Origin of the sequence: Paracoccus lutimaris, assembly GCF_003337565.1 — a bacterium.
GTDB lineage: Bacteria > Pseudomonadota > Alphaproteobacteria > Rhodobacterales > Rhodobacteraceae > Paracoccus > Paracoccus lutimaris.
The window spans coordinates 47212-73611 of the sequence record NZ_QPJL01000007.1 but is presented as its reverse complement, the minus strand read 5'-3'; the positions used below and the strand labels follow the sequence as shown (position 1 = coordinate 73611).

The following is a 26400-nucleotide window of genomic DNA, read 5'->3' as shown; positions in this document are numbered from 1 at the left end:
GGCGAGTGCCCCTGCGGGATGCTGCGCTTATAGTTGCCTTGGCGTCTTTAGCGAGAGGAAGTGATGCCCCCGTCATCGAAACGTAGCTTGCGGTCCCTTCAGACAGTAATTGAGAACGCATCACCCGAATCTCTTCGGGGTTTCTTTTTTCAGGACGATGAGAATTTCGTTGCGATTGCCTCTGAGATCGCTGAACCCTTCAAGCCCCTCGAAGAAGAAGACAACGAAGAGAACCGAAATGCGGTGATCGCAGCGATCAACGACATGAAACCGGAGGTGACGCTTCCTGTCGAAATCGAGGCGCAACGCGTATTGCTTCTGACGAACGGAAAAGGCCCGTCCGCTCTCAAGGTGATTGCCGAAGAGGAACTCTCCAACGAGGAGTACGAAGCTGCGTTTGCTCAGCTTGGCGAGTTGGCCGTCGCACTACACGTTCACGCTCATCATCGTCGTGCATTCGATGACGCCGTGAGTTTCCGCAATGCCCGCCTGTGGCGAGATGGAAAGCTGTATAGCGCATTCGATGTCGATCTCGAGCACCCAAAGCCGGTGGACGCAAACGCTATACCCAAGGAGAAGCTCCTCGCTGCTGTGCGGTTGCGCCTCAAGCTTTCCGTAGATTGTGGAATGAGCGTCGTCGACCTCCCTGCGACGGAAGCGTACAAGCCATCGGTTCTGGTGATTATCCGGATTCCAAAGGACATCACCGGCATTCCCGAACATCTCGACAATGGAGGCAGACGCCTTCGCTTTCTTCGGCCGCAAAAGGAAGTTCTGCTGATCTACACTCCTGTGGAACAACGGATCGAGATTTGCGCTGATACAGCCCCAGAGCGCGCGTTGGTTTCCGAGTGTTTTGCGACCGAGGTCCTGGGGCACGATGTTTCGACGAAGCCGCTGACGTGGGTGAACTACGATCTTTCGCAGTTCTTCAGGACGCTCACGCTTGACCCACCTGCGGTGCCCGGATTCCTCGTGGACAAGACCGCGCTCGTCGAAATCGAGGTGCGCCTCGCCAGATGGAAGCAAAGGCTTCGTCTTTCTGTCCCGTTTGGCGACGAGATCGAGAAGACAGCGCAAAGCTACCTGGCGCCCGCCCGCGTACTGCAGCGCGCGTCGGGGATCTCCCGGGCCGTCATCGCGGTGCGCTACCGGCGCCAGGAATCCGACCCTCCGTCCCTCCTGGAGATTACGATCTCCGACCGTAACCGCTGCAGCCTGCTCAGCGATCCCGATCCCGAGCTTCGCAGGCTGGGGCGGACGCTGCTAACCGAGTGGAAGATCCAGCACCCCTTCCGAGACCTGAGCTCCGGCGAGCTTGGCGACTTCCTCCCCTTGCTGCTGGAGCTGCATGACCGAGGGGAAGAAAAAGTCCCGGCAACCTTCTTCTCGGAAAGGAAAAGCGACCCAGATCGCCTCGTCGAGGCCAAGCTGATCGTGCAAAAGGACGTCGATGACAGCGTGATCGACGACTTCGACGACGAAGACATACCACCAGCGAAGGACCGGATGCTTTATGCCATCAGCACGGAATGGCTCGAACAGCGGATCATCGAGGCACTGCAGAGCGTGCTGTCAATTCAGGGCAAGCAGGAGATCACGACGAGGCTCTTCTTCATCGGCAGCATGTCCATCGATGGAAAGGATGTTCCCTGCTACCTCGCGCGCGGATTGGGCGAACAGAAGTGGTTCGTGGATGCCGAGGTCCAGTTGCGCATGCGCTCCGGAGCAGGCCCTGGCATCGTGTTCTGCGGGAAGGATCCCGGCTGGAAATGCATCGCCGCGAACCTCATCATGACTCTTCCCCGGGCCACCGATGGCTCGGCAGGATTTGCCAGACTCGACAAGAGCTACGTCGAGACTTTCTTCCGATCGAACCTCGGACTTGCGCTCGGCGGCACCGCCCTGACCCTCGTGGAAAACGCGGACGGAGAGTCTGGAACACTTCACGTGCCCGGAAAACCGGAGCTGCCTTTGTTCAGCGAACAGCAGGTCCACTGTTTCCGACTGCTGGTGGACGCGAAGAAGAAGGGGCTGCCCGGGGTGAAGACCCGCGATCTCATCGCCGGGTCGAAGTCCACTGGCATCCAGCAGATGCTCGGAAAAAAGCGGTGGCCGGTCTTCCAAGACTACATCGAAGACCTCGGCCAGTCTTGGTGGGGGTTGAAGACCAGCTGATTGCTGACCGACGCGTCCAACCGCCCATCGATGAGCCGTCGATGATTGGGGGGTTAGACGGTCGATGATTCTGTCGGCGAATGGGGGTGCTCACTCAGTCAGAGGAGCACTTCCATGCCGACTCCCTTCCACCCGCGCCAGGCAGCCCCGACGAGCTGGTCCGGCGCCGCGAAGACCAAGCCCACCACCCTCAACTCGGAATGGCGCTGCACGCGCTGTGACAAGCTGCTCGGCGTCTGCCGGGACGGCCGCATGCACCTGCGCTTCGCGCGGGGGCACGAGTATCTCGTGGGCTTCCCGGTGCAGGCCACCTGTCGGGGCTGCGGCACGCTGAACAACGCGACCGCACCCGCGCGCTGACACGCGCTTTCACCCAACCCCATGAAATCGCAGAGACGCGCGACGTCCTGACCTGGCCACGAGAAGGCGCCGGACGCCTGGCCGCAAGGCAGGCGTCCGATGTCCTTCGCGTGGCACGAGATCCGTGATCACCTCATGCATTCATCCTCCAACCTCCACTTCCAGCGCAGTTTCGACGCCGTTCGGCGTGCGCAGGCCGCCCTCGCACCGTTCCGGGATCCGGCGGCCCTGCTGGACGGGCTGCACCGCACGCCCGGCGATCAGGGCCAGAAGAACGTGATCCTCTCCGCGCTGGTCAGGGCGGCGCAGGGCGACGGGCCCGCGTCCGACTGCGCCCTGACGCTGCTATTGCTGGCGCTCTGGCCCGGCCTCGACGCCATCCGCCGCCGGTCGATCTGGCGCAGGATCGGCACCGCCGACGAGATCGCGTCCGACATGCTGGCGCGCACCACCGAGGCAGTCCGCAGCCTCGACCTCGGGCGCGTCAACTGGATCGCGGCCACGGTCCTGCGCAATGTCGAGCGCGACATGATCCGCGTGCGCCAGCGCGACACGGCGCGCGAACATCTCGCCAGCGGCGCCGATCCCGACGAGGTGGCGGACAGCGGCGACAGCGGGATCGGCGCAACCGGGTACGCCCGGCTGAACGACGCCGTTCGGAAGCTGCTCGGCGACGACGCCCTTCTCGTGATCCGCGTGGCGATCGAAGGTTTCTCGCAAGCCGAGGTCGCCGTCGAACTGGGGCTGACCGAGGCCGCCGCTCGCAAGCGGTACCAGCGCGCGATGCGCCGGCTGAACGACGCCCTCCAGGAAATCCCCTGAACCGATGTCCCGATCCGGTCCCGCCGGTGGCTTTTTCCATTCGAGCGCCCCGAGCGCCTTCCCTCCAACCGAAAGCAGACACGCATGAACCGCACTGCCGATCTGTCGCTCGAGGATTTCAGGCGTCTTCCGGGGCTCTATCGCCGCTGGGAGCTGACCGAGGTCTGCGAGCCCAACCGCAACTATCAGATCGAGGACGCCGGCGCCCATGCCGACGGGACGCCGCTCCTAGCGATCTACGTCGCCGAGCCCGCGCCCGACGTCCGCGAGGCCGCGTGATGCGCCTCCTCGATCACATCATCCCACGGAGAACCGCCATGCCGGACCAGCCGGACGACATCACACGTCTTCGCAAGGCGAGCTACGCGCTCGATGACCTCCCCGAAACCATCGCCTTCCCGCAGCGCGCCGAAGACGAGCCGCGCGAGCCGTTGCCGGTCGTCGAGGCGACCGTGGACGAGATCGCCTTCGCGATCGTGGAGGCGGAGCGTGAGAGCACGGCCGCCTACCGCCGGGCCGACGCGCTGAAGCGCCTCTACAAGCTTGCCCGCGAGGCCGGGTGCATCGGCGCAGATCGCGCCGCCGCGGCGGTGATGAAGAAGGAGGGCCGGTGATGGCCCTTCCCATCATCGGCGCCGACGAACGGCTCGCGCAGCGCAAGGGGATCAAGGGCGTCATCTTCGGCCGGTCCGGCATCGGCAAGACCAGCCTGCTCTGGACGCTGAACGCCTCGACCACGCTCTTCCTCGATCTCGAGGCTGGCGATCTGGCGGTCGAGGGGCTGGAGATCGACACGCTCCGGCCCCGCACCTGGAAGGAATGCCGCGATTTCGCGGTGTTCATCGGCGGGCCGAACCCGGCGCTGCGCGAGGACCAACCATACAGCCAGGCGCATTTCGACGAGGTCTGCGGCCGCTACGGCGATCCCACGGTGATCGGGAAATACGAGACCGTCTTCATCGACTCGATCACCGTGGCCGGGCGGCTCTGCTTCCAGTGGTGCCGTGGCCAGCCCGAGGCGTTCTCCGAGAAGACCGGCAAGCCCGACATCCGCGGCGCCTACGGGCTGCATGGCCGCGAGATGATCGGCTGGCTGACCCACCTGCAGCACACGCGCGGCAAGCATGTCTGGTTCGTGGGCATCCTCGACGAGCGGCTCGACGACTTCAACCGCAAGGTCTTCCAGCCGCAGATCGACGGCTCGAAGACCGGGCTCGAACTGCCCGGGATCGTGGATCAGGTCATCACCATGGCCGACATCGCCGATGCCAACGGCCAGCCGCAGCGCGCCTTCGTCTGCCAGACGCTGAACCCCTGGGGCTATCCGGCGAAGGACCGCTCCGGCCGCCTCGACAGGGTCGAGGTCCCGCATCTCGGCCGGCTGATGGAGAAGATCCAGCGCCCCGCGGCGCCTGCCTCCGAACGCCTGACCTGGCCGCCGGTGACCCCGGCCGATCCCGCCCCCGCGCAGGAGCCCGGCCATGGCTGAGCGCCTCTCGCCATGCCGGGTGTCCCGATCCGGTCGCCGGGGTGGCTTTTCCCCTCTGACGCCGCTGCGCGTCCCATCCTCCAACTGAAAGGAGCCGCGTAATGTCCGGACCCTGGAACGACTTCAACTCCGCCCAATCCAACACCAACGTCATCCCGAAGGGCACGCTCGCCAAGGTGCGCCTGACGCTCCGCCCCGGCGGCTTCGACGACCCCTCGCAGGGCTGGACCGGCGGCTGGGCGCGCCGCGCCGCCACCGGCGCCGTTTATCTCGACGCCGAGTACACGGTGCTCGAGGGGCCCTATGCCCGGCGCAAGGTCTGGTCGCTGATCGGCCTCTACAGCCCGAAGGGCCCGGACTGGGCGAACATGGGGCGCGGCCTGATCCGCGGCATCCTCAACTCGGCGCGCGGCGTGTCCGACAAGGACAACTCGCCCGAGGCGCAGGCCCGCCGCCGGATCAACGGGTTCGGCGATCTCGACGGGGTCGAGTTCGTCGCCCGTATCGACATCGGCACCGACACCAACGGCGAGGACAAGAACGAGATTCGCGCTTCGGTCACCCCCGATCATCGCGATTACGCCGCGCTGATGGGCACGGTCGCGCCGCAGTTCGCCGCTGCCCCGGCGCAGGGCCACGCCCCGCAGCAGCCCACCACGTCCACCCAGCCCAGCCAGCCCGCGTCCGCCCCCGGCGCCGCCGGTCGGCCGAGCTGGGCGCAGTAAGGGGGAGACCGGCCATGCGCCTGCGCCCCCGCCAGAAAACCTTCGTCGAGCGCAGCGTTGCTGCGCTCGCCTCCCGCGGCAACACGCTGGGCGTGGCGCCCACCGGCGCGGGCAAGACCATCATGCTCTCGGCGGTCACCGGCGAGATGATCGGCGACGGCGCCAAGGCCTGCGTGCTGGCGCATCGCGACGAGCTGACTGCGCAGAACCGCGTCAAGTTCCAGCGCGTGGTGCCCGGCGTCGCCACCTCGGTGATCGACGCCACGGAGAAGTCCTGGGGCGGCCAGGTCGCCTTCGCCATGGTGCCGACGCTGGCGCGGGCCTCGAACCTCGCCGACATGCCGCGCCTCGATCTGCTGGTTGTCGACGAGGCGCACCATGCGGTCGCCGACAGCTATCGCCGCATCATCGACCGGGTGCGCGAGGCCAATCCCGACGCCCGGATCTTCGGGGTCACGGCGACGCCGAACCGGGGCGACAGGAAGGGTCTGCGCGAGGTCTTCGACAATGTCGCCGACCAGGTGCGGCTGGGCGAGTTGATCGCCTCCGGCCACCTCGTGCCGCCGCGCACCTTCGTCATCGACGTGGGCGTGCAGGACGAGTTGCGCTCAGTCCGCAAGACCATGTCGGATTTCGACATGGCGGAGGTGGCGGGCATCATGGACCGCGCCCCCGTCACTGACGAGGTGATCCGCCACTGGAAGGAGAAGGCGGGCGACCGGCAGACCGTGGTGTTCTGCTCCACCGTCGCGCATGCCGAACACGTCACCGACGCCTTCAGGGCGGCGGGCGTTTCCGCCGCGCTGATCCACGGCGATCTGGCGGCCGAGACCCGCAAGGCGATCCTCGCCGACTACGCGGCGGGCGACATCCGCGTCATCGTCAACGTGGCGGTGCTGACGGAGGGCTGGGACCATCCGCCCACCTCGTGCGTCGTGCTGCTGCGGCCCAGTTCCTACAAGTCCACCATGATCCAGATGGTCGGGCGCGGTCTGCGCACCGTCGACCCCGAGGAACATCCCGGAATCGTCAAGACCGACTGCATCGTGCTGGATTTCGGCACCTCGAGCCTGATCCACGGCACGCTGGAACAGGATGTCGATCTCGACGGCAAGACCGAAACCGGCGAGGCGCCGACCAAGACCTGTCCAGCTTGCGAGGCGGAGATCCCGCTGGCCGCCACTGAATGCCCGCTCTGCGGCGAGGCATTCCCGCGCGAGGAGCTGGATGCAGGCGAAGGTGGGGCCGCCGCGCCGCTCTCGGGCTTCATGATGACCGAGATCGACCTGCTGAAGCGGTCCAGCTTCGCGTGGGTCGACCTCTACGGCACGGACGATGCGCTGATGGCCACCGGCTTCGCAGCCTGGGGCGGCATCTTCTGGCTGGACGGGGTCTGGTACGCCATCGGCGGCGCGAAGGGCGAACGCCCCCATCTGCTGGGTGTTGGCGAGCGCACAGTCTGCCTCGCGCAGGCCGACGACTGGCTGAACACCCACGAGACCGACGAGAGCGCCTTCAAGACCCGCTCCTGGCTGCGCCAGCCGCCGACCGAAAAGCAGCTACAGTACCTGCCGCCCGAGTGCCGCCACGACTTCGGCCTGACGCGCTACCGCGCCTCGGCGCTGATGACCTTCGGTTTCAACAAGCGCGCCATTCGCCAGCTGATCGACAGCGCGGCCAGCCCCGAACGGAGGGCGGCATGACCCATGTCCACCTTCATCCCCATCACGGCCGAGGACCGGCGGCGGCTCTGGCATCCGCGTGGGACGCTCTGTGCTGTCTGCCGGCAACCCACCCGTGGTTTTGGCTGGTTCGATCCGCACCGCTCGAAGCGGCCCCGGCCCTCGGTCTGGTTCTGCTCGATGCCCTGCCAGTCCTTCTGGACGCGTTTGGCCAGGGAGCGTTGCGCCATGGTTGACCTGACCGAGGAGGAGCGCGCCGCGATCACCGCCACCATGAAGCGCGTGGCATTGCTGATGGACGAGATCGGCTGGGCCACCCCGCTTTCCGATCTGACCGAGGCGCAGGTTCGCGCGCTGATCGAGGAAGCCGTCGAGGGCTTCCGCGAATCCATGTCCGACATCGCCCGGGCGCAGACGCCGGAGGTGCCGTTTTGACCAAGCTCTGCACGAGATGCGGCGTCGAGAAGGACGTCTGCGAGTTCGGACGCCGCCGACTCAGTCCCGATGTTCGGCAGACCTGGTGCCGCGACTGCCGCCGGGAATACCAGCGCGCCTACGCGCAGAAATTCAGGAACCCCGAGAAGCATCGGGAGGCGCAGCGTCGCTATCGCCTGCGCCACGCCGAGAAACATCGGGCCCACAGCATCGTCCGGCGTGCCGTCAAGGCTTGTCGGATCGTCGTGCCGGTCTGGTGTCAGCGATGTGGTTGCGTGACCGACCTCGAAGCGCATCACAACGACTATGACGCGCCGCTCTCGATCGAATGGCTCTGCTCGACCTGCCACGGGCTCGCCCACCGCAGCTACGAGGGAGGCCAGCATGCTGGACTATAACCGCCGCCCCAGCTTTGCCGACAAGGTCAACGCCGCCGTCGATCGGGCGCTCACCGCCGATCAGGCCACGCGGCCGCCCCGCGACTACCTCGGCGGCTCGCGTCTCGGCCATGCCTGCGAGCGCGCACTGCAGTTCGAGTTCACGGCCGCGCCGAAGGACGAGGGCCAGGACTTCAGCGGCCAATCGCTGCGGATCTTCGCCATCGGCCATGCGCTCGAGGATCTGGCGGTCGCCTGGCTGCGCGGCGCGGGTTTCGACCTCTACACCCGGAAGGGCAACCGTCCCGATGGCGGCCAGTTCGGCTTCTCGGTCGCGGGCGGGCGCATCCGCGGTCATGTCGACGGCATCATCGCCGCCGGGCCCGAGGGCTTCGGTCTGGCCGTTCCCGCGCTCTGGGAATGCAAGACTATGAACGCGAAGAACTGGCGCGCCTGCGTCAAGGACGGCGTCACGAAGTCGAAGCCGGTCTACGCCGCCCAGATCGCGCTCTATCAGGCCTACATGGAAGGGACGGTCCCCGGCATCTCGGCCGCGCCCGCGCTCTTCACCGCGATCAACAAGGACACCGCCGAGCTTCACCATGAGCTTGTGCCCTTCGACGCCGATCTCGCGCAGCGCATGTCCGACAGGGGCGTGCGGATCCTGCAGGCGACCGATGCGGGCGAGCTTCTGCCGCGCGTCGCCACCACCGCCGACTTCTTCGAGTGCCGCTTCTGCCCGTGGTCCGCGCGCTGCTGGGGGCTGCCCTCATGAGCGAGGACGGCATCCTGCACTTCAACCCATGGATGGACTTCAACGACGGGCCGCCGTCCGAGAACCCGTTCGGCTGCGACCCCGACCCCGAGCAGATCGCCGTCTTCCTCGACACCGTGTTCAGCTGGTGCGAGGGGCTGATCCCGCTGCGCGGCTTCGTCGACAAGGGTCAGGGCCGGGACGGCAAGCCGCACAATATCTGGATCCCCGCCGACGACACCGCGCCCGAGAAACTCGCAACCTTCGCCGGATGGGCGAACCGCGAAGGTGCCGCCGTCTATGTCATTCCCGGCACGGTCGCCGAGCAGGGCCAGGCCCGCGCCGCCGACGTGCTGCAGATGCAGGCCATCGTCGTCGATCTCGACGCGGGCGACATCCCCGCCAAGCTGGACCATGTCACCCGCCACCTCGGCGCGCCCACACTGATCATCGAAAGCGGCGGGCGTACGGCCGAGGGTGCGGCCAAGCTGCACGTCTGGTGGAAACTGACCGAGCCCGCCGAGGGCGACGACCTGGTCACTCTCTGCCGCCTGCGCGGCGAGATCGCCGTGAAGGTCGGCGGCGACACGCATTTCCGCTCGGCGCACCAGCCGATCCGGGTGCCCGGCACGGTCTATCACAAGCACGGCCATCAACGTCTCGTGCAGATCCGCGAACATCACTACGTCGAGGTGGACCTTGCGGATTTCTCCGAAAAGGTCGCCGAGATGCCGCCGCTGCCGGGCGTGGGCTTCGCCAGCGACGCAACCGCGCCGACCGCGAAACCCGGCATCGACGCGGTGCTCACCACGCCGGTGCGCGAAGGCGCGGTCGACGAGTGGTCCCGGTTCCAGGGGGCCAGCGCCGCCATCGGCCATTACGTACGCCTCGTGCACGGGGGCCGCCTCGACCCCTTCGCGGGCTGGGAGGCGATCTGCGGCTACAACGCCGCCATGCTGCGCCCGTCCTGGCCGCTCGATCGGCTTCAGGCCGAGTCCGAACGGCTCTGGGCGCTGCATGTGAAGCGCAACGGCCCGCCGCTCCTGCGCGCAGCCCATGCCGGTGCCCCGGCCAGCCCGCTGCCGACCTTCAGCCTCGGCGCGCTGCTCGACGACACCAGTCCTATGCCCGAGGACATCATTGGCCCCCGCGTGCTGACGCCGGGCGGGCTCCTGGTGCTGGGCGGCGCGCCCAAGGTCGGCAAGAGCGACTTCCTGATCTCCTGGCTCGTGCACATGGCCGCTGGCGTGCCGTTCCTCGGCTTGACGCCGCCCCGGCCGCTGCGCGTGTTCTACCTGCAGGCCGAGATCCAGTATCACTACCTGCGCGAGCGCATGCAGCAGATCGCGCTGCCCGCCACCGTGATCGCCGCCGCGCGCGACACCTTCATCGCCACACCGAAGTTGAAGCTGCTGCTCGACGCGGAGGGCGTCGCCCGCGTTGCCGAGGCGATCCAGGCTGCATTCCCCGACGCGCCGCCCGACATCATCGTCATCGACCCGATCCGCAACCTCTTCGATGGCGGTCCCGAGGGCGGTGGCGAGAACGACAACACCGCCATGATGTTCTTCCTGAAGGACCGGGTGGAGCTTCTGCGCGAGGCGGTCAATCCGGACGCGGGCGTCATCCTCGCCCACCACACCCGCAAGGCCAGCAAGCATCAGGTCAAGGACGATCCCTTCCTCGCCCTCTCCGGCGCCAGCGCGCTGCGCGGCTTCTACACCTCGGGGCTGCTCATGCACCGGCCCGACGAGGACAGCAGCGTCCGCAGGCTGGAGATCGAGCTGCGGAACGGACCCGCGCTACCGGGAAAGCTGATCGACAAGGTGAAGGGCGAGTGGGTCGAGCTGAACCCGATGAACGAGCGCCTGGTGCGCAAGGAGGTCGGCGCCAAGCTCGATGCCGAGCGGCTGCGCAAGCACGATGTCATCCTCGGCATGTTGCTGGATGAGGCGGCCAGCGAGCGCCTCTACACCGCGATGCAGTTCGCCGAGACCTTCGAGAACCGGGGCGGTCTGGGCAGCAAGCACACGATCCGTGAGCGCCTCAGCGTGCTGGCGACCAAGGGCTTCGTGAAGTTCCTGCGCGACCCCTCGGGGTTCGGCTTCCCCGTCACCCGGTCCCGGTTCGGCTACCTATGCGTCGAGGGAATGCAGTTCGGCGCGCCCGTCGAGGAGATTGATCCGGCCACCGGCGAGGTCACCACCGAGGTCCGTCCGGTCCTGCCCAGCCACTTCAAATGTCCCCAGTCGGGGCTCTGCCTGCAGGTCGAAAACCCCGCCGTCTGGGTCTACCCGGAGGGGCTGGAGGACGACCTAACTCATATGAGTGAGGCCTGACTCATATGACAGCGCCAACTGTGCACTCAACGAAATCAACGGGTTACGGGCAAATAAGAGTTAGGTCCCAAACTCATGCCCGAAGACTTGATGAAGTCTTATTCCGCAATGATTTCAGTCACTTGTCCTCCCCGGAACAGTTAGGTGTCAAACCCCCATACTACGTATGGGAGGGCCACCCCACAGGGTTGGCCACTCCTCCCATACGTCCGGGCCAGCCCCGCGCGCCGCCGTGACGCTCCCTTGTGCTTTCCGATCCGACGACGGCGGCCCCGTACCGCCAAGCACCAGACCGCCGTCGTCTTCCACCACCACAGGCCACCGGCAAAGGAGACCCATCATGGCTCAGCCGACTCTGATCCCCAATTGCGACGGCGCAAGGTTTGAACCGCTGCCGCTCGACGCCCCCCGCAACCGCTGCATCCTCGCGCTCGACCTCGGCACCTCAACCGGCTGGGCGATCCGCGGCCATGACGGGCTGATCACCAGCGGCACCGTCTCGCTGCGCCCGGGGCGCTTCGACGGCGGCGGCATGCGCTACCTGCGCTTCACCAACTGGCTGACCGAGATTGACCGGCTGTCCGGACCCGTTGCTGCGATCTGGTTCGAGGAAGTCCGCCGGCACGCAGGCACCGACGCGAGCCACATCTACGGCGGGCTCATGGCCACGCTGACCGCATGGGCGGAACTGCGCGGCGTGCCCTACGAGGGCGTCCCGGTCGGCACGATCAAGCGTCACGCCGCTGGCAAGGGCAACGCCGAAAAGGCAGCCATGGTCGCCGCCGTTCGCGCCCTTGGCTTCAGCCCGGCCGACGACAACGAGGCCGACGCCATCGCCATCCTGCTCTGGGCAATCGAGACGAAGGGAGGTGTCGCATGAGATGGCATCCCCACGGCTACGGCGGCCGCCGCCGGGATCCCGAGCAGGTCAAGCGCGAGGGCTGGCAGGAACAGGGCGTCCTCGCGGTCTCCGCGGATGACGACCGCCTCACCTGGCCCGAGCGTGAACTGGTCCGCCAGCTGGGCGAGAAGCTCTATGGCCCGCGCCCTTCCGACAGGGAGGCGCGCCATGGCTGATCGCGAATGGACCGCCGACTGCGTCGCCGATCATTTCGAGGAAGCGTTCCGCACCCTCCGCAAGCTGCCGCCCGTCAAGGCGCAGGGCTACTTCAACACCTGGCCCGACATCGTGCGGACCAGCCGCGAGATCGCGGCGATGGAGCCGCAGCCGATGCGGGTCTGGCCCTCGGCCGCCGCGATCACCCGGCTCGAGCAGACCTTCGACTGGATGCTCTGGATCGAGGAGGCGGAGCGCAAGCTGGTCTGGTCGCGCGCGGCTCGGGTGCCGTGGAAGCAGATCAGCGGGGAACTGGGTTGCGACCGCACGACCGCGTGGCGTCGCTGGCAACTGGCGCTGACCAAGATCGCTGCGCGTCTGAATGCGCAGTGACTCCAATGTGTTGCAACACTTTTTCCTTCGACATCTGCAACAGATCCATGCTATTCCGAAGGCAAGATGGGGAGAGTGCGCTGGAAAGCCCGCTCTCCCCTTGCGTTGACGGGGGGCCGTCTGGACCCCGGTATCCAGCAAGGGTCTGGCCGGGGTCCACCACGAGGGAGTTTCCGGTTCCTTCCTGGCGACATTCGTATGCTGGCGGGCGAAGCGCGGAACATCGCCAGCGACAGGGCCGGATTTTTGGGAAGCCACCCGGAAGCCGGAGCCACGCGCGCCCCGCGCAAACACCAATGAACGCTGGCCTTCCGACCGGACACCGCTGGTGGCCGCTGGACCCCGTGTGGAGTCCGGCCCGGCATCCGGAGTCCGGAAGCCACCGGCATCCACCCGACCGAGGAACCGTGCCCATCATGACGTTGAGCTTCGCCCCGGACGCGATCGAGACGTGGCCGCTGTCGCGCCTCCAGCCCTACGCGAAGAACGCGAAGGCGCATGGCGCGGATCAGGTCGCGAAGATCGCCGCCAGCATGGCCGAGTTCGGCTGGACCGTGCCCTGCCTCGTCGGCGAGGACGGCGAACTGATAGCAGGCCACGGGCGCGTGCTGGCCGCGACGCAGCTCGGGCTGACCGAGGCGCCGGTGATCGTGCTCGGGCACCTGACCGAAGCGCAGCGCCGGGCGTACCGGATTGCGGACAACAAGCTGACGGAACTCGGCACCTGGGACGAGGCGCTGCTGTCGGCGGAACTGAACGACCTGCTGGCCGAAGACTTCGACCTGTCGCTGGTCGGGTTTTCCGATGGCGAACTCGACAAGCTGCTGGCCTTCGATCTCGACGGTGGCGGCGAGGAAGAGGGCGCCGGGGGCTCCGTGCCGCCGGTGACCATCCCCGAACCCCCACGCAATCCGGCGTCGCGGACGGGCGATCTCTGGATCCTCGGCGATCACCGGCTGCTCTGCGGCGACAGCACCAGCGCGGCCGATGTGCGCCGCCTGATGAACGGTGAGCGCGCGATCCTTTTCGCGACCGATCCACCGTATCTCGTCGACTACGACGGCTCGAACCATCCGACCCGCAACAAGGACTGGTCGGCGTCCTACGGCACGACTTGGGACGACAGTTCGCAGGGCGCGGAACTCTATGACGGGTTCATCGCTGCAGCCGTGGCGGAAGCCATCGCCGAGGATGCTGCCTGGTACTGCTGGCACGCCTCGCGCCGCCAGGCGATGCTGGAAGCCTGCTGGGAGAAGGCAGGCGCCTTTGTGCATCAGCAAATCATCTGGGTGAAAGACCGGGGCGTCCTGACCCGGTCGCATTACCTCTGGAAGCACGAGCCCTGTTTCATGGGCTGGCGTCGCCCGAACCGCCCGCCGAAGGTGGCCGAGGAAACGCTGCCATCGACATGGGCGCTTCCCAGCTTCGCCAAGGATGACCGGCCTGACCATCCGACGCCGAAGCCGCTCGACGCCTTCGGGATCCCGATGCGCCAGCATGTGGCGCGGGGCGGCCTCTGCTATGAGCCGTTCTCCGGCTCCGGGTCGCAGATCATGGCGGGCGAGGCCAATGGCCGCCGCGTCTTCGCAATGGAGATCAGCGCGGCGTATGTCGATGTCGCCGTGGAGCGTTGGCAGGCCGAAACCGACAAGGACGCGATCCTCGACGGCGACGGCCGGACCTTCGCGCAGGTGAAGGCGGAGCGGCTGGGCGACGTCACCGATACGCCGGACACGGACGCCGAACCCGAACCCGCGCGAAAGCGCCAGACCGCCGCGTGACATGCATGACCTGGCTCTACCTTCCTCCGGAGACGCTTCCGGAGCCGGAGACGCATGTCTGTTCGGCCTCTCCCTCTGCTCCGGCGCGGGCGGTATCGACCTCGGGCTCACCATCGCCATCCCCGGATATCGTGCTGTGGGCCATGTCGAACGGGAAACCTTCGCCGCAGCCACTCTCGTGGCGCGGATGGAAGACGCGTCCCTGGATCAGGCTGTTGTCTGGGACGATGTTGCAACTTTCGACGGCCGCCCGTGGCGCGGCGCGGTGGACATCGTCACTGCGGGCTATCCGTGCCAGCCGTTCTCCGTCGCGGGCAAACGCCGGGGCGCCGACGACCCGCGCCACCTCTGGCCGCATGTCGCCCGCATCATCGGCGAGGTCGAACCGCCCTTCGTCTTCCTCGAGAATGTCGCCCATCATCTCCGCCTCGGCTTCCCCGAAGTCGCCGCAGGACTGGTCGGCATGGGCTACCGCCTTGCGGCAGGCCTCTTCACGGCGGCGGAAGTCGGCGCGCCCCACAAGCGCGAGCGGCTCTTCATCCTCGCCATCCGCGAAGGGGACGAGCTGGCCGACCCCGCGCGCCTGCTCTGGCACCCGGTCGAGTGGCGGGAACCGGACGGAACTGCTGCGGCTCTGGCCGACGCCAAGGGCCAGCGCCAACGAGAACAGGCAGACAATACCGACGCCGTCGCAGAAAGCGGGCCAGCACGGCATGAACCTGGCGACCACGGCTGCGATGTGGCCCACGCCGCAGACCGACAGTTTCCGCAGCCGGGGCGGCGAACGACGAGACGAGAAGGGTCTGGACCGCATGGCGCGGGACTGGCCGACGCCGATGGCGAACGACGGCTGCAAGCCGAGCGCGGGCAACCGCAAGACGGCCGATCTGACCCATGCGGTGGGATTGTGGATGACGCCGACGGCGCGGGATCACAAGGACGGGGCGACGACACTCGCGAACACGCCGGTGAACGGCCTGCTTGGCCGCCAGGTCCTGGTGACGCCGATGGCTGGGAGCGATACCTCCGAGCCGCGCCGGACCTTGAACCCGCTGTTCGTCGAGGCACTGATGGGTTGGCCCACCGGGTGGACCGGCTTCGCCTCTGTGGCAACGGCGTGGTCCCCTTGGTTGCGGCGCATGCGCTGCGAACTCTCGCGGCTGAACTGCTGGCCGATGGATGAGGCAGCGGCATGAAGCAGACCCGCCTCATGTCGCTGGTCGAGTCCGTCGCCAACGTGATCGTCGGCTACGGCGTCGCGGTCGTGACGCAGATCCTGATCTTCCCGATCTTCGGGCTGCACACGACGCTGGCGCAGAACCTGAAGATGGGCGCCATTTTCACCGTCGTCTCGATCGCCCGTTCCTTCGCCTTGCGGCGGGTGTTCGAGGCGATCCGGATGCGGAGCGCCAAATGATCGACCGCCGCCCCGTAGGGACGGCGGTCATCAGCTTGTCGGGGTCCGGCGCGTCAGGCGGCGGGGAGTTTGTACACGCGCCCCCGATCCTCGACCTTCTCCGAGGTCACCTCGAGCCCGAGCTTCTTCTTCAGCGCCCCCGCCATCGCGCCGCGCACCGTGTGCGACTGCCAGCCCGTCGCGGCCATGATCTCCTCGATGGTCGCGCCGTCCGGTGCGCGCAGCATGGCGATCAGCGTGGCCTGCTTGGTGCCCTCGCGCGGTGTGCGCGTCTTGGGCGCGGTTTCGGCTACGGTGGGGGTGTCCGGCGCGGCCTCCTCGGTAGGCGCGTCCGTCGCGCCCGCAGGCGCGGGGTTCGCGTCCTCGGTCTCGATCCCGATGGCGGCAAGGCCCGCGTCGGTGGCAACCAGCGTGACGCCGTGGCCGTCTCCGGTCTCGCGCCACATAAGCTCGCCCTTGCGCGTGTCGGCGTCGACCTCCTGCAGGAAGTTCTTCGCGAGCATCGCGCCGACCACCTTGGCAGCGGCGCCGCCGCGCAGGCTCTCGGGCAGCGGCAGTGCGATGCGGTCCTCGCGCTGTGCGGCGGCGCTGAGGATGATGGCTTGGGTGTCAGAAAGCTTGGTCATGGGATCGTCTCCGTATTCGGGCCCGCGTCATGCGGCGCCTCCTACGACCCCGAGCCGCGCAGGGCGCGCGGCGGGAGTTCCGGCAGTGCCGGAGATCAGCGGGCGTGCTCGCCCTCGCCGAAGGCGCTGTCGGTGATGCGCTTCAGGAGGCTGGCGTAGTGTTCGAGGGTGCCGACATGGCCCCAGTTGATCTCGTCGGGGTGGGCGTTGAAGTGGTCGTCGCTCAGCGTCTGCAGCCGGGCGAGCATCTCGTCGATCTCGGCCTTCTTGCCGATGAAGGCCGCGAGCGCGGCTTCCTTATTCCGGCGCGCCTTCTCGGCGCGGAGTTCGTGGCGCGGGGTGGTGATCGGGTTCAGGCGCGTGGTCATCGTGATGGCTCCTTGGTGAGTTGCATCGTCCTTCTGAACGGACGTTCGCTCCGGTCGCGCTGCTTATCAACTCGATAAGAACATGATTTCGATAGATAATCGGAGCCGTCGATGCAGGGCATGAGCGAGCGCCAGTACGCCGCGCATGTCGGGCTGTCGCGGGGCGCGATCCAGAAGGCCAAGGCCGCCGAGCGGCTGGTCCTCTATCCCGACGGCAGCATCAACGCGGCCGCCAGCGACGCCAGACGTGCCGAGACGACCGACCCGTCCAAGACCCGCAAGCCGCCCACGCCGAAGCTGAAGCCCGTCCCCGAGGCGGCCGTGGCCGCTGTTGGCGACACGCTGCGTGAACAGGGGCTGGCAGTCCCGGCCGTCGGCGGCGGCACGACCTTCCTGCAGGCGAAGACCGCGAACGAGGTGCTGAAAGCGCAGGAGCGGCGCATCCGGCTCCAGAAGCTGAAGGGGGAGTTGATCGAGCGGGCCCGCGCGCTGGCGCTGGTGTTCCGGCTGGCGCGGGAGGAACGGGACGCGTGGGTGAACTGGCCTGCACGCGCGGCGGCGCTGATGGCGGCCGAACTGTCAGCCTCGTGCGCCGACGTGACCGGCCAGCAGATCACCGTGGAGCCAGCCGCGATGCAGAAGGTGCTGGAGAGACATGTACGCGCCCACCTCGACGAACTCGCCGAGGTCCGGCCCGACTTCCGGTGATGATGACGCGCTGACGGACTTCGACGGCGCAGGCGAGATCCTGCGCGCCTGGGGCAACGGGCTGCGGCCTGATCCGGACCTGACCGTCTCGGAATGGGCTGACCGGCACCGGATGCTCTCGGGTCGCGCCTCGGCCGAACCGGGGCGGTATCGCACCGTGCGCACGCCCTACATGCGCGAGATCATGGACCGGCTGTCGCCGGGGGATCCCACGCAGCGGATCGTGTTCATGAAGGCGGCGCAGGTCGGCGCGACCGAGGCGGGCAACAACTGGATCGGGTTCGCGATCCACCAGGCGCCGGGGCCGATGCTCGCTGTCCAGCCCACCGTGGAACTGGCCAAGCGCAACTCGCGCCAGCGGATCGACCCGCTGATCGACGAAAGCCCCGAGCTACGGGAGCGGGTGAAGCCCGCGCGCTCGCGCGACGCGGGCAACACGATGCTGTCCAAGGAGTTCGCGGGCGGCATCCTGATCATGACCGGCGCGAACTCGGCGGTGGGTCTGCGCTCGACCCCGGCGCGCTACATCTTCCTCGACGAGGTCGACGCCTATCCGGCGTCGGCCGACGAGGAAGGCGACCCGGTCACGCTGGCCGAGGCGCGCTCGCTGACCTTCGCCCATCGGCGCAAGGTGTTCCTGGTCTCAACCCCGACGATCCGGGGGCTGAGCCGGATCGAGCGGGAGTTCGAGGCGTCCGACCAGCGCCGGTTCTTCGTTCCGTGCCCGCACTGCGGCGCGATGCAGTGGCTGAAGTTCGACCGGCTGCGCTGGGAGAAGGGCCGCCCGGAGACGGCGGAATATCACTGCGAGGGCTGCGAGCGGACCATCGCAGAGCACCACAAGACGCAGATGCTCGAGCGCGGCGAGTGGCGCGCGACCACGACGGCCGCCGATCCGACCACGGTCGGCTACCACCTCTCGGCGCTCTATTCGCCGGTGGGCTGGCTCAGCTGGCAGCGGATCGCGCGGGCGCATGAGGCGGCACGGGGCAGCGACGAGGCGATGCGGGCGTTCCGGAACACCATCCTCGGCGAGACCTGGATGGAGACCGGCGAGGCGCCCGACTGGCAGAGGCTGGCGGACCGGCGCGAGGCATGGGCTCCAGGCACGGTGCCGCAGCGGGGGCTGTTCCTGACCGCGGGCGCCGACGTGCAGAAGGACCGGATCGAGGTCGACGTCTGGGCCTGGGGTCAGGGTCTGGAAAGCTGGCTTGTCGATCACCTCGTGCTCGAGGGCGGCCCCGGCGATCCGGCCTGCTGGCAGCAGCTGACAGAGTTGCTCGGGCGGACCTGGACGCATGCTTCGGGTCAGCGGATGACGCTCGCCCGGCTCGCGATCGACACGGGCTACGAGACGAGCGCGGTCTATGCCTGGTCGCGCCAGGTGGGGTTCGCGCAGGTGGCGCCGGTGAAGGGCGTCGAAGGGTTCACCCGCACCAGCCCGGTGACCGGGCCAACCTTTGTCGACGCGACCGTCGCGGGTAAGCGGCTCCGGCGCGGCGCCCGGCTCTGGACCGTGGCCACCTCGACCTTCAAGGCCGAGACCTATCGTTTCCTGCGGCAGGACCGGCCGACGAGAGAGGAACAGGCGGCGGGCGCTCTGTGCCCGCCCGGCACGATCCACCTGCCGGACTGGGCGGACGGCGAATGGCTCAAGCAGCTGACCGCCGAGCAGCTGGTGACGGTGAAGGGCAAGCGTGGCTTCACGCGGCTCGAATGGCAGAAGCTCCGCGAGCGCAACGAGGCGCTGGACATCCGGGTCTATGCCCGCGCCGCCGCGTGGATCCTCGGGGCGGATCGCTGGCCCGAGGCGCGGTGGGCCGATCTGGAAGCGCAGCTCGGGGTGGCGAAGCAGGACGGATCCGAAGCCGGTCCGGCAACGGCGCCGGCCGTCCCGACACGAACGATGCAGCGCCGGCGCGCGGTGCGCTCGAGCTACATGAGGTGATCCATGGCCACGGCCGCAGAGCTCCGCGCCCGCCGCGACGCGCTGACCGCGCAGCGGTCCTCGGGCGTGGCGCGGGTCAGCTACGACGGCAAGACCGTGGACTATCGCAGCGTCGCCGAGATCGACCGGGCCATCGAAGCGCTGGACCGTGAGATCGCCGCAGCCGAAGGGCGTCGGATCGTGCGGCATGTGCGCGTGACGACGGCGAAGGGGCTCTGAACCCATGGGCTTCTTCGACCGCTTCCGCCGCCGGTCCGCCGGCGGCCCCGCCGCCGTGCGCGCTCGCCTTGAGGGCGCCATGGCGAAGCGTCGGCTGCGCGGCTGGAACCCGCCGCTCGAGAACATCAACGCGCTGGTCGCCTCGGGCGGCCCGCGTCTGCTGGCGCGGTCCCGAGAGCTGGTCGTGACCAACGGCTATGCCGCCAACGCCTGCGAGGCCTTCGCCGCGAACCTTGTCGGCGACGGGATCAAGCCGTCCTCGCTCATCGGAGACGCGGATCTCCGCGACCGGGTCCAGCAGCTCTGGCTCGCCTGGACAGACGAGGCCGACGCGGACGGGCTGACGGACTTCTACGGCCTGCAGGCCATGGTCGCGCGGGAGATGTTCGTGGCCGGCGAATGCTTCGTCCGGATGCGCCCGCGTCGGGTCGAAGACGGGCTACTGGTCCCGCTGCAGCTGCAGCTTCTCCAGTCCGAGATGCTGCCCTTCGAGAAGACCGAGACCGCGGCGAACGGCAACCGCATCCGCTGCGGGATCGAGTTCGATGCCATCGGGCGCCGCGTGGCCTACCACTTCCGCCGCCGCCACCCGGGCGACAGCACCGACCAGGGGGCGGCCATCCCGGAGACGGTGCGCGTGCCGGCGGCGGACGTGCTGCACATCTATCGCCCCATCGACGCGGGCCAGATCCGGGGGCTGCCGCATATCGCGCCGGCCATGGTGCGGCTGTTCCTGCTCGACCAGTACGACGACGCCGAGCTCGACCGGAAGAAGACCGCGGCGATGTTCGCGGGCTTCATCACCAAGACCGCGCCGGAAGAGCCCATGATGGGAGAGGCGGAGGCGGATCTCGACGGGGCGGCCATCGCGAGCCTCGAGCCCGGCACGATGCAGGTGCTGCTGCCCGGCGAAGACGTGAAGTTCTCGTCCCCGGCGGATGTCGGCGGCGGCTACGAGGCGTTCCAGTACCGGACGCTGCTCTCGGTCGCGGCCTCGCTTGGGCTGCCCTATCACCTCGTCACCGGCGATGTCCGGCAAGCGAACTACTCGAGTCTCAGGGCCGAACTCGTCGAGTTCCGTCGCCGCATCGGCCAGCTGCAGCATGGCGTCATCGTGCACCAGCTCTGCCGGGCAGTCTGGCGGCGCTGGCTGGAGACCGCGGTCCTGTCGGGCGCGCTGGAGGCCGATCCGGCAGAGGTGCGACCGGTGCAGTGGATCCCGCCGCGCTGGGACTGGGTCGATCCGCTGAAGGACATCCAGGCACAGGTGCTGGCGATGGAGGCCGGCATCACGTCGCGGCGCAAAGTGGTCGAGGCCACCGGCTACGACATCGAGGAAATCGACCGCGAGAACGCCGCCGACGCCGCCCGCGCGACAGGTCTCGGCCTTCGCTACCGCACGAGCCCCGGCGAGACGCAGGGCGCCCGCGCGACGCCGGCAACGCGGGCCGAGCCCGGCAACGGCGCCGGCAACGACACGGACGACGGAGCGGCGACGACCGATCCGGCCACCGAACAGGAGTGACGACATGGCAAGCTGGTATGCGATCCGCGCCCGGGGGACCGGTGCGGAAGTAGCAATCTATGACGAGATCGGCGCCTACGGGGTCTCGGCGAAGGGGTTTCTGGCAGAACTGGGCGCGCTGCCTGAGGGCACGCCTGTCGATCTGCGGCTCAACAGCCCCGGCGGATCGGTCTTCGACGCGGTGGCGATCCACAACGCGCTGAAGCGCCACGAGGGCACGGTCACCGTCTGGATCGACGGCATCGCCGCCTCCGCCGCATCCTACGTCGCCATGGCGGGCGACGAGATCGTCATGCCCGAGAACGCCTTCCTGATGATCCACGACCCGGCCGGCCTCGTGATGGGCACGGCCGAGGACATGCGCGCCATGGCCGAGGCGCTCGACAAGGTGAAGGGCAGCCTCGTCTCCGGCTATGCCGCGAAATCCGGCCGGACGCCGGAAGAGGTCTCCGCGCTCATGGCCGCCGAGACATGGTTCGACGCGTCGGACGCCGTGGCGCAGGGCTTCGCCGACCGGCTGATCGAGCCCGTCCGCATCGCCGCGAACTTCGACATTGGGCGCTTCCGCAATGCGCCGCCGGTGTTGGTAGAGCAGGTCGAAGCGGATCAGGACTCCGACGACGCGGCCGACTGCGTCGAGATCGAAGCGGACGAGGACACCGACGAGGCCGCCGAAGGCGATCAGCTTTCTGATGTCGAAAACGAGCAGGCCGCCGCCGCCGACACCGCTCAGCCTCCGGCCGAGACGCCACCTCCCAGCGGCGCGCCGCCGGATCCCGCCGCGATCCGGGCCGATGCCATCGGCCACGCCCGCGCCGTCATCGATCTCTGCCTCCTTGCCGGCCAGGCGCAGATGGCCGGCCGCTTCCTCGAAGAGAACGCGAGCCTCGACGAGGTGCGCGCCGCGCTCCTCGCCGCCAAGGCCGAGGCCGAACCCGAGATCGTGCCCCATCACCCGCAGCCCGGCCGCTCCTCGGCCGCGCGCCCCTGGGGCGAGATCGTCGCCCGCACCTTCAAGCTGAAAGGATGACACCATGACCACGCTCGTCGAAGGCACGCACCCCGGCGGTTTCCTCGTCTGGGAAGCCTTCCGCGACTACACCCGCGAGACGATCACCGTCGCCTCGGGCACGCTTGAGCCCGGCACGGTGCTGGGCAAGATCACCGCGTCCGGCAAATACGCCGCGCACGATCCCGCCGCCGTCGACGGCACCGAGACAGCCGTCGCGGTGCTCTGGGGCAATGCGGATGCGAGCGCCGGCGATGCGCCCGCCGTCGCCGTCGTTCGCGGACCCGCCATCGTCAACCGCCACGACCTCTTCTTCGCGGGCACCCCCAGCGAGGGCGAGATCGCGGCCGCCCACACGGCGCTCCTCGCCGCGGGCATCCTCGTCCGCTGATCCAATCCCGACAGGAGGCATCCTCATGGCCACCATGGACATCTTCGAAGGCGATGCCTTCACCATCGTCGAGCTGACCCGCGCGCTCGAGAACATCCCCTTCAAGCCCGCGCTGCTCTCGGGCTCGGCCCTCTTCAGCCCGCGCGGCGTGCGCTCCCGCACGGTCGTCATCGAGAGCCGGGACGGCACGCTGTCGCTGATCCCGTTCTCCGAGCGCGGCTCGGCCTACGAGCAGCAGGTTCCTGATCGCCGCGAGATGCGCGCCTTCGTCTGCCGCCAGTTCAAGAAGCAGGACGTGCTCTGGGCCTCCGAGATCCAGTCCGTCCGCGACTTTGGCTCGGAAAGCGCAACCCAACAGGTGCAGACCGAAGTGGCCTACCGGCTCAGGAAGCTCCGCCAGGACGCCGAGACCACTTTTGAGTACCACCTGCTGAACGGCATCCAGGGGCTGGTGAAGGACCCGAAGGACCACGCCACGGTGGTGAACTACTTCACCGAGTTCGGGATCACACCGGCGGCCGAGATCGACTTCGATCTCGACAACGCGACCCCCGCCTCCGGGGCGCTGCGCAAGCGCTGCCAGGCGCTGATCGAGAGCGTCGAGGACTCGATGGGCGGGCTCTCGGCCGGCGCCGTTCAGGTTCGTGCCGAATGCGGCTCGGCCTTCTTCGCCGATCTCGTCGCCCACAAGGAGGTACGGGAGACTTACCTCAATACCGCAGCCGCCGCCGACCTGCGCGGCCGCGTGGCCGACGAGGTGAGCTTCGGCGGCATCACCTTCCGCCGCTACCGGGGCGGGGTCGGCTTCACGGTCCCGGCCGACAAGGCGTTCTTCTATCCCGAAGGCATCGAGGGGCTCTTCGAGATCTACTACGCCCCAGCCGACACCTTCGAGACGGTGAACACGCTGGGCCAGCCGCTCTATGCCCGGACGATCCCCGACCGGGACCGCGACGAATGGGTGCGGCTGGAGATCGAGAGCAACCCGCTCCCGATCTGCACACGGCCGCAGGTGTTGCGCTCGGCACGGCGGACCTGAGTCAGAGCGTGACGCCGTATCGGGCGTGAAGATCGCTGAGATGCCGGACCAGCCAGTCGGCCGGTTCGGTATCCTGCCAGAAGCGCCAGAGTTCGGGATAGCTCATCGCCTCGAACGCCGGCGATGATCCTGCCACGCGCGCCCTGAACTCCTCGATCTCGTCTCGATGGGCCACAAACTCGGGACCGGCGGTTGGGTTCGCGGGCTCCCAGAACAGATAAAGCAGCGTCACCGGTCGGTCGGGGAAGCTGCGTGCCAGTCCGAACGCATGCTTGATAAGCTGCGCAGCGTCGAGCCAGGTGTACTTGTCTGGCCGATCCCGGAGGCGCAGCATTTCGCGGAAGTATCCCTGGTCGCGCCGCGAGTCTCTGATCTGCTCCTCGTATGCGGGTGAGAATTCGGCTCGGTGGGGCGACAGGTGTTCGGTCAGCTTCGACTCGATCCCGACCACGCCGCCGGGGCCCGAAAGCACGACATCGAGGTTGGGTGCACGGCCGCCGCGGAGTCCGGTGGGGCATTTCCGTTCGAAGCGAAGATCGTCGAAACCGGCAGCCATCGGCATGGCGAGGTCGGCGATCCGGCTCCGAAACGGCGCGAAGCAGTTGACCGCCAGCCCAGATGAAGAATGGGCCGCCCGGAACTTGGTCTGCAGCTCGTTGCCGTCGCCTGAGGACAGGTCTGCTTCGAAATCCTTCAGCGTGACCTGCGGAAGCAGGGTGTCGCGAAAATCTGCAACGTAGCCCTTCGGGTCGAGGGACGTGTCCGGGTGCTGGCCCATGAACGCCTCTGACAGCGCCTGGACGGCTCGGACCCTCGTCGGGCGTTCTGAAATCGATTCCTGTTTCATGGGAGCAGTATAGCCATGGCCAGCGCGTTCGCATCCGCCCTCGAGGCGCTCTTCGCGGATGCGCATCTCGCGAGTGACATCGTCTACATCGCCGAGGGCGGCGCGCCTTCGCTGGTCCGCGCCATCCTGCGGCGCCCCGACGACGTCACCAGTTTCGGCGAGGCGCGGATCTGGTCGGAGAGCACCCGGCTCGATCTGCGCCTTTCCGAGGTGGCCAACCCGCGTCCCGGCGACCGCATCGAGATCGACGGCGAGGCCTTCCTCATCCAGGGCGAGCCCGTCCGCGACCGCGAACGGCTGGTCTGGACAGTGGATCTGCGTCCGGCCTGATCGCGATGAAGCTGAAGCTCGACATCACCCCGGACCTCGTCGCCGCCATGGCGGCAGAGGTGAAGGCCGGAGAGAAGGCCGTCACCGCCGCTATGCGCGAGGCGGGCACCGGGCTGAAGACCGCCTGGCGCGGCCAGATCACCGGCGCGGGGCTCGGCCGGCGGCTCGCCAACTCGATCCGGAGCCAGACCTTCCCGAAGGCCGGCGAGAGCCTGAACGCCGCGGCGCTCGTGTGGTCCAAGGCCCCGGTCATCGTCGGCGCTCACGACACCGGGCCGCTGATCCGCTCCAAGGACGGGTTCTGGCTTGCGATCCCGACGCCAGCCGCCGGACGCGGCCTGCGCGGCGGCAGGATCACCCCCGGCGAATGGGAGCGCCGCCGGGGGCTGCGGCTCCGCTTCGTCTACCGTCGCCGCGGGCCCAGCCTGCTGGTGGCAGAGGGACGGCTGAACAGTCGTGGGCTCGGTGTCGCGTCACGCTCGAAGACTGGCCGCGGGCGCACGACGGTGCCGATCTTCCTGCTGGTGCCGCAGGTCAAGCTGCCGAAGCGGCTCAACCTAGACCGGGATGCCGAGCGGGCGCTGGACAGCGTGCCGGGTCTGATCGTGGCGAATTGGGTTGAGGGGCGGCTTGGATGAGTGCGCAACCATTGGAATAAACCGGACGCTCGACGGAGCGCATTATTCAGCGCCCACCCACTTCAACACAGCAAGTGCCTCTGGCGAACTACGAACTCGAAGCTTGATTTCCCCGCGTGACGTTTCTTCCGAAGCGGGAAAGTGCTCTTTGGTCTTGCCCGGATCAATAAGCCCTGCATTCAAGGCAGGCTTCCGAAAGTACCACAGGACCCACTTCTGATTCAGGACAGCTGAATACAGCCAGTCGCCCTTGGCTTCGAAACGAAGTTCTCGTTCTATGTAACCATGTCCGGCCGGGCGCACCGTGGTCCCGCCAGGAAAATGAGCATGGGCAAAGGTCAAATAGGCGTCGCGGACGGCAGCATCGATGGCTGTTGCCGCTCGTAGCTGTTCTTCGAGTCTATGCGGATCAAGCAGCATCTTTCCTCCCACCGCTTGGTTCCGCGCGGCCTTCATTAATCCAAACACCCTCGAAACAAACGTCAAGCGCGGAGTCGCGTGACAGATATGCCCACCCCTCGCGAAACCATCCTCACCGCGCTGCACGCGCGGCTCTCGGCGCTGCCCGCCACCGCCCTCCGCGGCGAGGTGCTACCCGAGCGCGTCCCGGCCGAAGGCCTGCTGATCCTGCGCGACGGCGAACCAGGCGAGCCCGAAGTCACGCTGTCGCCCCTGCGCTACCACTACCAGCACCGCGCCGAGATCGAGGCGGTCGTTCAGGGCGCCGATCGCGACGCTGCGTTCGACACGCTGACCGCCAGCATCGGCGCAGCGCTTGCCGCCGACCGGACGCTGGGCGGGCTCTGCGACTGGGTCGAGGCCGAAGCCCCGCGCCCGGTCGATCTGCCGGTCGAGGGCGCGGCCAGCCTGAAGGCGGCCGTGATCCCGGTGGTGCTGCACTATTCCACGGCCGATCCGCTCGGCTGATCCCGACAACCCGAGG

32 protein-coding genes and 1 pseudogene are annotated in these 26400 nt (G+C 67.9%); 29 read left to right on the top strand and 4 right to left on the bottom strand.

The annotated features are described in order from the left end of the window. Positions 1-63: 63 nt before the first annotated feature. The 19 genes and pseudogenes from DFP89_RS08380 to DFP89_RS08300 all read left to right on the top strand — a co-directional run bounded on the left by DFP89_RS08380 (position 64) and on the right by DFP89_RS08300 (position 15809). Positions 64-2178, top strand: coding sequence for a hypothetical protein (locus tag DFP89_RS08380; protein ID WP_147273292.1), 2115 nt, complete (start codon positions 64-66; stop codon positions 2176-2178). A 114-nt stretch (positions 2179-2292) separates the two neighbouring features. Beyond that, the gene (locus DFP89_RS20120) at positions 2293-2538 is read left to right on the top strand and encodes a hypothetical protein (RefSeq protein WP_147273291.1); all 246 of its coding nucleotides are present in this window, start codon (positions 2293-2295) and stop codon (positions 2536-2538) included. 99 nt (positions 2539-2637) lie between these two features. Then, positions 2638-3360: an RNA polymerase sigma factor gene (locus tag DFP89_RS08370; RefSeq protein ID WP_114348942.1), complete on the top strand. Its 723-nt coding sequence runs from the start codon at positions 2638-2640 to the stop codon at positions 3358-3360. Between the two features lie 84 nt (positions 3361-3444). Beyond that, on the top strand, positions 3445-3639 hold the full coding sequence (locus DFP89_RS08365) for a hypothetical protein (protein ID WP_018303655.1): 195 nt from the start codon (positions 3445-3447) through the stop codon (positions 3637-3639). Positions 3640-3677: 38 nt separating this feature from the next. Beyond that, on the top strand, positions 3678-3974 hold the full coding sequence (locus DFP89_RS08360) for a hypothetical protein (protein WP_114348941.1): 297 nt from the start codon (positions 3678-3680) through the stop codon (positions 3972-3974). Further along, positions 3974-4849 carry an ATP-binding protein gene (locus DFP89_RS08355; RefSeq protein ID WP_114348940.1) on the top strand — a complete coding sequence of 292 codons (876 nt, stop codon included), beginning with the start codon at positions 3974-3976 and terminating at the stop codon, positions 4847-4849. The genes DFP89_RS08360 and DFP89_RS08355 overlap by 1 nt, the downstream gene beginning before the upstream one ends. Positions 4850-4950: 101 nt before the next feature. Next, entirely contained in the window at positions 4951-5574 is a 624-nt protein-coding gene (locus DFP89_RS08350; RefSeq protein WP_114348939.1) for a hypothetical protein, read from the top strand. 14 nt (positions 5575-5588) lie between these two features. Further along, complete coding sequence (locus tag DFP89_RS08345; protein ID WP_114348938.1) at positions 5589-7277, top strand: DEAD/DEAH box helicase; 1689 nt, start codon at positions 5589-5591, stop codon at positions 7275-7277. 3 nt (positions 7278-7280) lie between these two features. Then, complete coding sequence (locus DFP89_RS20730) at positions 7281-7691, top strand: DUF6511 domain-containing protein (protein WP_245948625.1); 411 nt, start codon at positions 7281-7283, stop codon at positions 7689-7691. Beyond that, the gene (locus DFP89_RS20115; protein WP_147273290.1) at positions 7688-8089 is read left to right on the top strand and encodes a hypothetical protein; all 402 of its coding nucleotides are present in this window, start codon (positions 7688-7690) and stop codon (positions 8087-8089) included. Before DFP89_RS20730 ends, DFP89_RS20115 begins: the two co-directional genes overlap by 4 nt. After that, positions 8076-8843, top strand: a complete 768-nt coding sequence (locus DFP89_RS08335; protein ID WP_114348936.1) for a PD-(D/E)XK nuclease family protein — start codon at positions 8076-8078, stop codon at positions 8841-8843. The genes DFP89_RS20115 and DFP89_RS08335 overlap by 14 nt, the downstream gene beginning before the upstream one ends. Further along, positions 8840-11161 carry an AAA family ATPase gene (locus DFP89_RS08330; RefSeq protein WP_245948624.1) on the top strand — a complete coding sequence of 774 codons (2322 nt, stop codon included), beginning with the start codon at positions 8840-8842 and terminating at the stop codon, positions 11159-11161. Before DFP89_RS08335 ends, DFP89_RS08330 begins: the two co-directional genes overlap by 4 nt. A gap of 340 nt (positions 11162-11501) precedes the next feature. Beyond that, positions 11502-12041: a crossover junction endodeoxyribonuclease RuvC gene (locus DFP89_RS08325; RefSeq protein WP_036732878.1), complete on the top strand. Its 540-nt coding sequence runs from the start codon at positions 11502-11504 to the stop codon at positions 12039-12041. After that, positions 12038-12238 (top strand): hypothetical protein, encoded by a 201-nt coding sequence (locus DFP89_RS08320; RefSeq protein WP_028720215.1) that lies wholly within the window; start codon positions 12038-12040, stop codon positions 12236-12238. The genes DFP89_RS08325 and DFP89_RS08320 overlap by 4 nt, the downstream gene beginning before the upstream one ends. Next, on the top strand, positions 12231-12611 hold the full coding sequence (locus DFP89_RS08315) for a DUF6362 family protein (protein WP_036732881.1): 381 nt from the start codon (positions 12231-12233) through the stop codon (positions 12609-12611). The genes DFP89_RS08320 and DFP89_RS08315 overlap by 8 nt, the downstream gene beginning before the upstream one ends. Before the next feature lie 416 nt (positions 12612-13027). Then, a complete protein-coding gene (locus DFP89_RS08310) occupies positions 13028-14392 on the top strand; it encodes a site-specific DNA-methyltransferase (RefSeq protein WP_093359550.1) in 1365 nt (454 codons plus the stop codon). 1 nt (position 14393) lies between these two features. Further along, positions 14394-14903 (top strand): annotated as a pseudogene (locus DFP89_RS20725) (DNA cytosine methyltransferase); the annotation flags it as partial. Positions 14904-15105: 202 nt separating this feature from the next. Next, positions 15106-15588: a hypothetical protein gene (locus DFP89_RS20720; protein ID WP_177208252.1), complete on the top strand. Its 483-nt coding sequence runs from the start codon at positions 15106-15108 to the stop codon at positions 15586-15588. Continuing rightward, on the top strand, positions 15585-15809 hold the full coding sequence (locus DFP89_RS08300) for a DUF7220 family protein (protein WP_028720220.1): 225 nt from the start codon (positions 15585-15587) through the stop codon (positions 15807-15809). Before DFP89_RS20720 ends, DFP89_RS08300 begins: the two co-directional genes overlap by 4 nt. A gap of 53 nt (positions 15810-15862) precedes the next feature. Here DFP89_RS08300 and DFP89_RS08295 read toward each other — a convergent pair whose 3' ends face one another. Both DFP89_RS08295 and DFP89_RS08290 read right to left on the bottom strand, forming a co-directional pair. Beyond that, entirely contained in the window at positions 15863-16435 is a 573-nt protein-coding gene (locus DFP89_RS08295; protein WP_028720221.1) for a DUF3489 domain-containing protein, read from the bottom strand. A 95-nt stretch (positions 16436-16530) separates the two neighbouring features. Next, entirely contained in the window at positions 16531-16803 is a 273-nt protein-coding gene (locus tag DFP89_RS08290) for a hypothetical protein (RefSeq protein ID WP_028720222.1), read from the bottom strand. A gap of 111 nt (positions 16804-16914) precedes the next feature. Between DFP89_RS08290 and DFP89_RS08285 the strand changes: the two genes are divergently transcribed. Genes DFP89_RS08285 through DFP89_RS08255 form a run of 7 tightly spaced genes read left to right on the top strand, consistent with a single transcriptional unit; the run spans position 16915 to position 23642 of the window. Then, a complete protein-coding gene (locus DFP89_RS08285) occupies positions 16915-17511 on the top strand; it encodes a hypothetical protein (protein WP_114348933.1) in 597 nt (198 codons plus the stop codon). After that, entirely contained in the window at positions 17459-19459 is a 2001-nt protein-coding gene (locus DFP89_RS08280; RefSeq protein WP_114348932.1) for a phage terminase large subunit family protein, read from the top strand. The genes DFP89_RS08285 and DFP89_RS08280 overlap by 53 nt, the downstream gene beginning before the upstream one ends. A gap of 3 nt (positions 19460-19462) precedes the next feature. Continuing rightward, a complete protein-coding gene (locus DFP89_RS08275; protein ID WP_093359498.1) occupies positions 19463-19678 on the top strand; it encodes a phage head-tail joining protein in 216 nt (71 codons plus the stop codon). A gap of 4 nt (positions 19679-19682) precedes the next feature. Beyond that, positions 19683-21203 (top strand): phage portal protein, encoded by a 1521-nt coding sequence (locus DFP89_RS08270; RefSeq protein ID WP_232525879.1) that lies wholly within the window; start codon positions 19683-19685, stop codon positions 21201-21203. A 4-nt stretch (positions 21204-21207) separates the two neighbouring features. Continuing rightward, positions 21208-22233 carry a head maturation protease, ClpP-related gene (locus tag DFP89_RS08265; protein WP_097031804.1) on the top strand — a complete coding sequence of 342 codons (1026 nt, stop codon included), beginning with the start codon at positions 21208-21210 and terminating at the stop codon, positions 22231-22233. A gap of 4 nt (positions 22234-22237) precedes the next feature. Next, entirely contained in the window at positions 22238-22603 is a 366-nt protein-coding gene (locus tag DFP89_RS08260) for a head decoration protein (RefSeq protein WP_097031803.1), read from the top strand. Between the two features lie 25 nt (positions 22604-22628). After that, on the top strand, positions 22629-23642 hold the full coding sequence (locus DFP89_RS08255) for a major capsid protein (RefSeq protein WP_097031802.1): 1014 nt from the start codon (positions 22629-22631) through the stop codon (positions 23640-23642). Position 23643: 1 nt separating this feature from the next. Here DFP89_RS08255 and DFP89_RS08250 read toward each other — a convergent pair whose 3' ends face one another. Further along, positions 23644-24489 (bottom strand): PGN_0703 family putative restriction endonuclease, encoded by an 846-nt coding sequence (locus DFP89_RS08250; RefSeq protein ID WP_097031801.1) that lies wholly within the window; start codon positions 24487-24489, stop codon positions 23644-23646. A gap of 15 nt (positions 24490-24504) precedes the next feature. On the opposite strand from DFP89_RS08250, the gene DFP89_RS08245 reads away from it, so the two are divergent. Both DFP89_RS08245 and DFP89_RS08240 read left to right on the top strand, forming a co-directional pair. Beyond that, positions 24505-24819: a head-tail joining protein gene (locus tag DFP89_RS08245; protein ID WP_097031800.1), complete on the top strand. Its 315-nt coding sequence runs from the start codon at positions 24505-24507 to the stop codon at positions 24817-24819. Positions 24820-24824: 5 nt separating this feature from the next. Further along, the gene (locus tag DFP89_RS08240; protein WP_097031799.1) at positions 24825-25457 is read left to right on the top strand and encodes a DUF6441 family protein; all 633 of its coding nucleotides are present in this window, start codon (positions 24825-24827) and stop codon (positions 25455-25457) included. A 42-nt stretch (positions 25458-25499) separates the two neighbouring features. On the opposite strand, the gene DFP89_RS20110 is transcribed toward DFP89_RS08240, so the two are convergent. After that, positions 25500-25877 carry a hypothetical protein gene (locus tag DFP89_RS20110; RefSeq protein ID WP_141400098.1) on the bottom strand — a complete coding sequence of 126 codons (378 nt, stop codon included), beginning with the start codon at positions 25875-25877 and terminating at the stop codon, positions 25500-25502. Between the two features lie 87 nt (positions 25878-25964). Here DFP89_RS20110 and DFP89_RS08235 point away from each other — a divergent pair, with 87 nt between their 5' ends. Beyond that, on the top strand, positions 25965-26384 hold the full coding sequence (locus tag DFP89_RS08235; RefSeq protein WP_097031798.1) for an acyl-CoA transferase: 420 nt from the start codon (positions 25965-25967) through the stop codon (positions 26382-26384). The last annotated feature ends 16 nt before the right edge of the window (positions 26385-26400 follow it).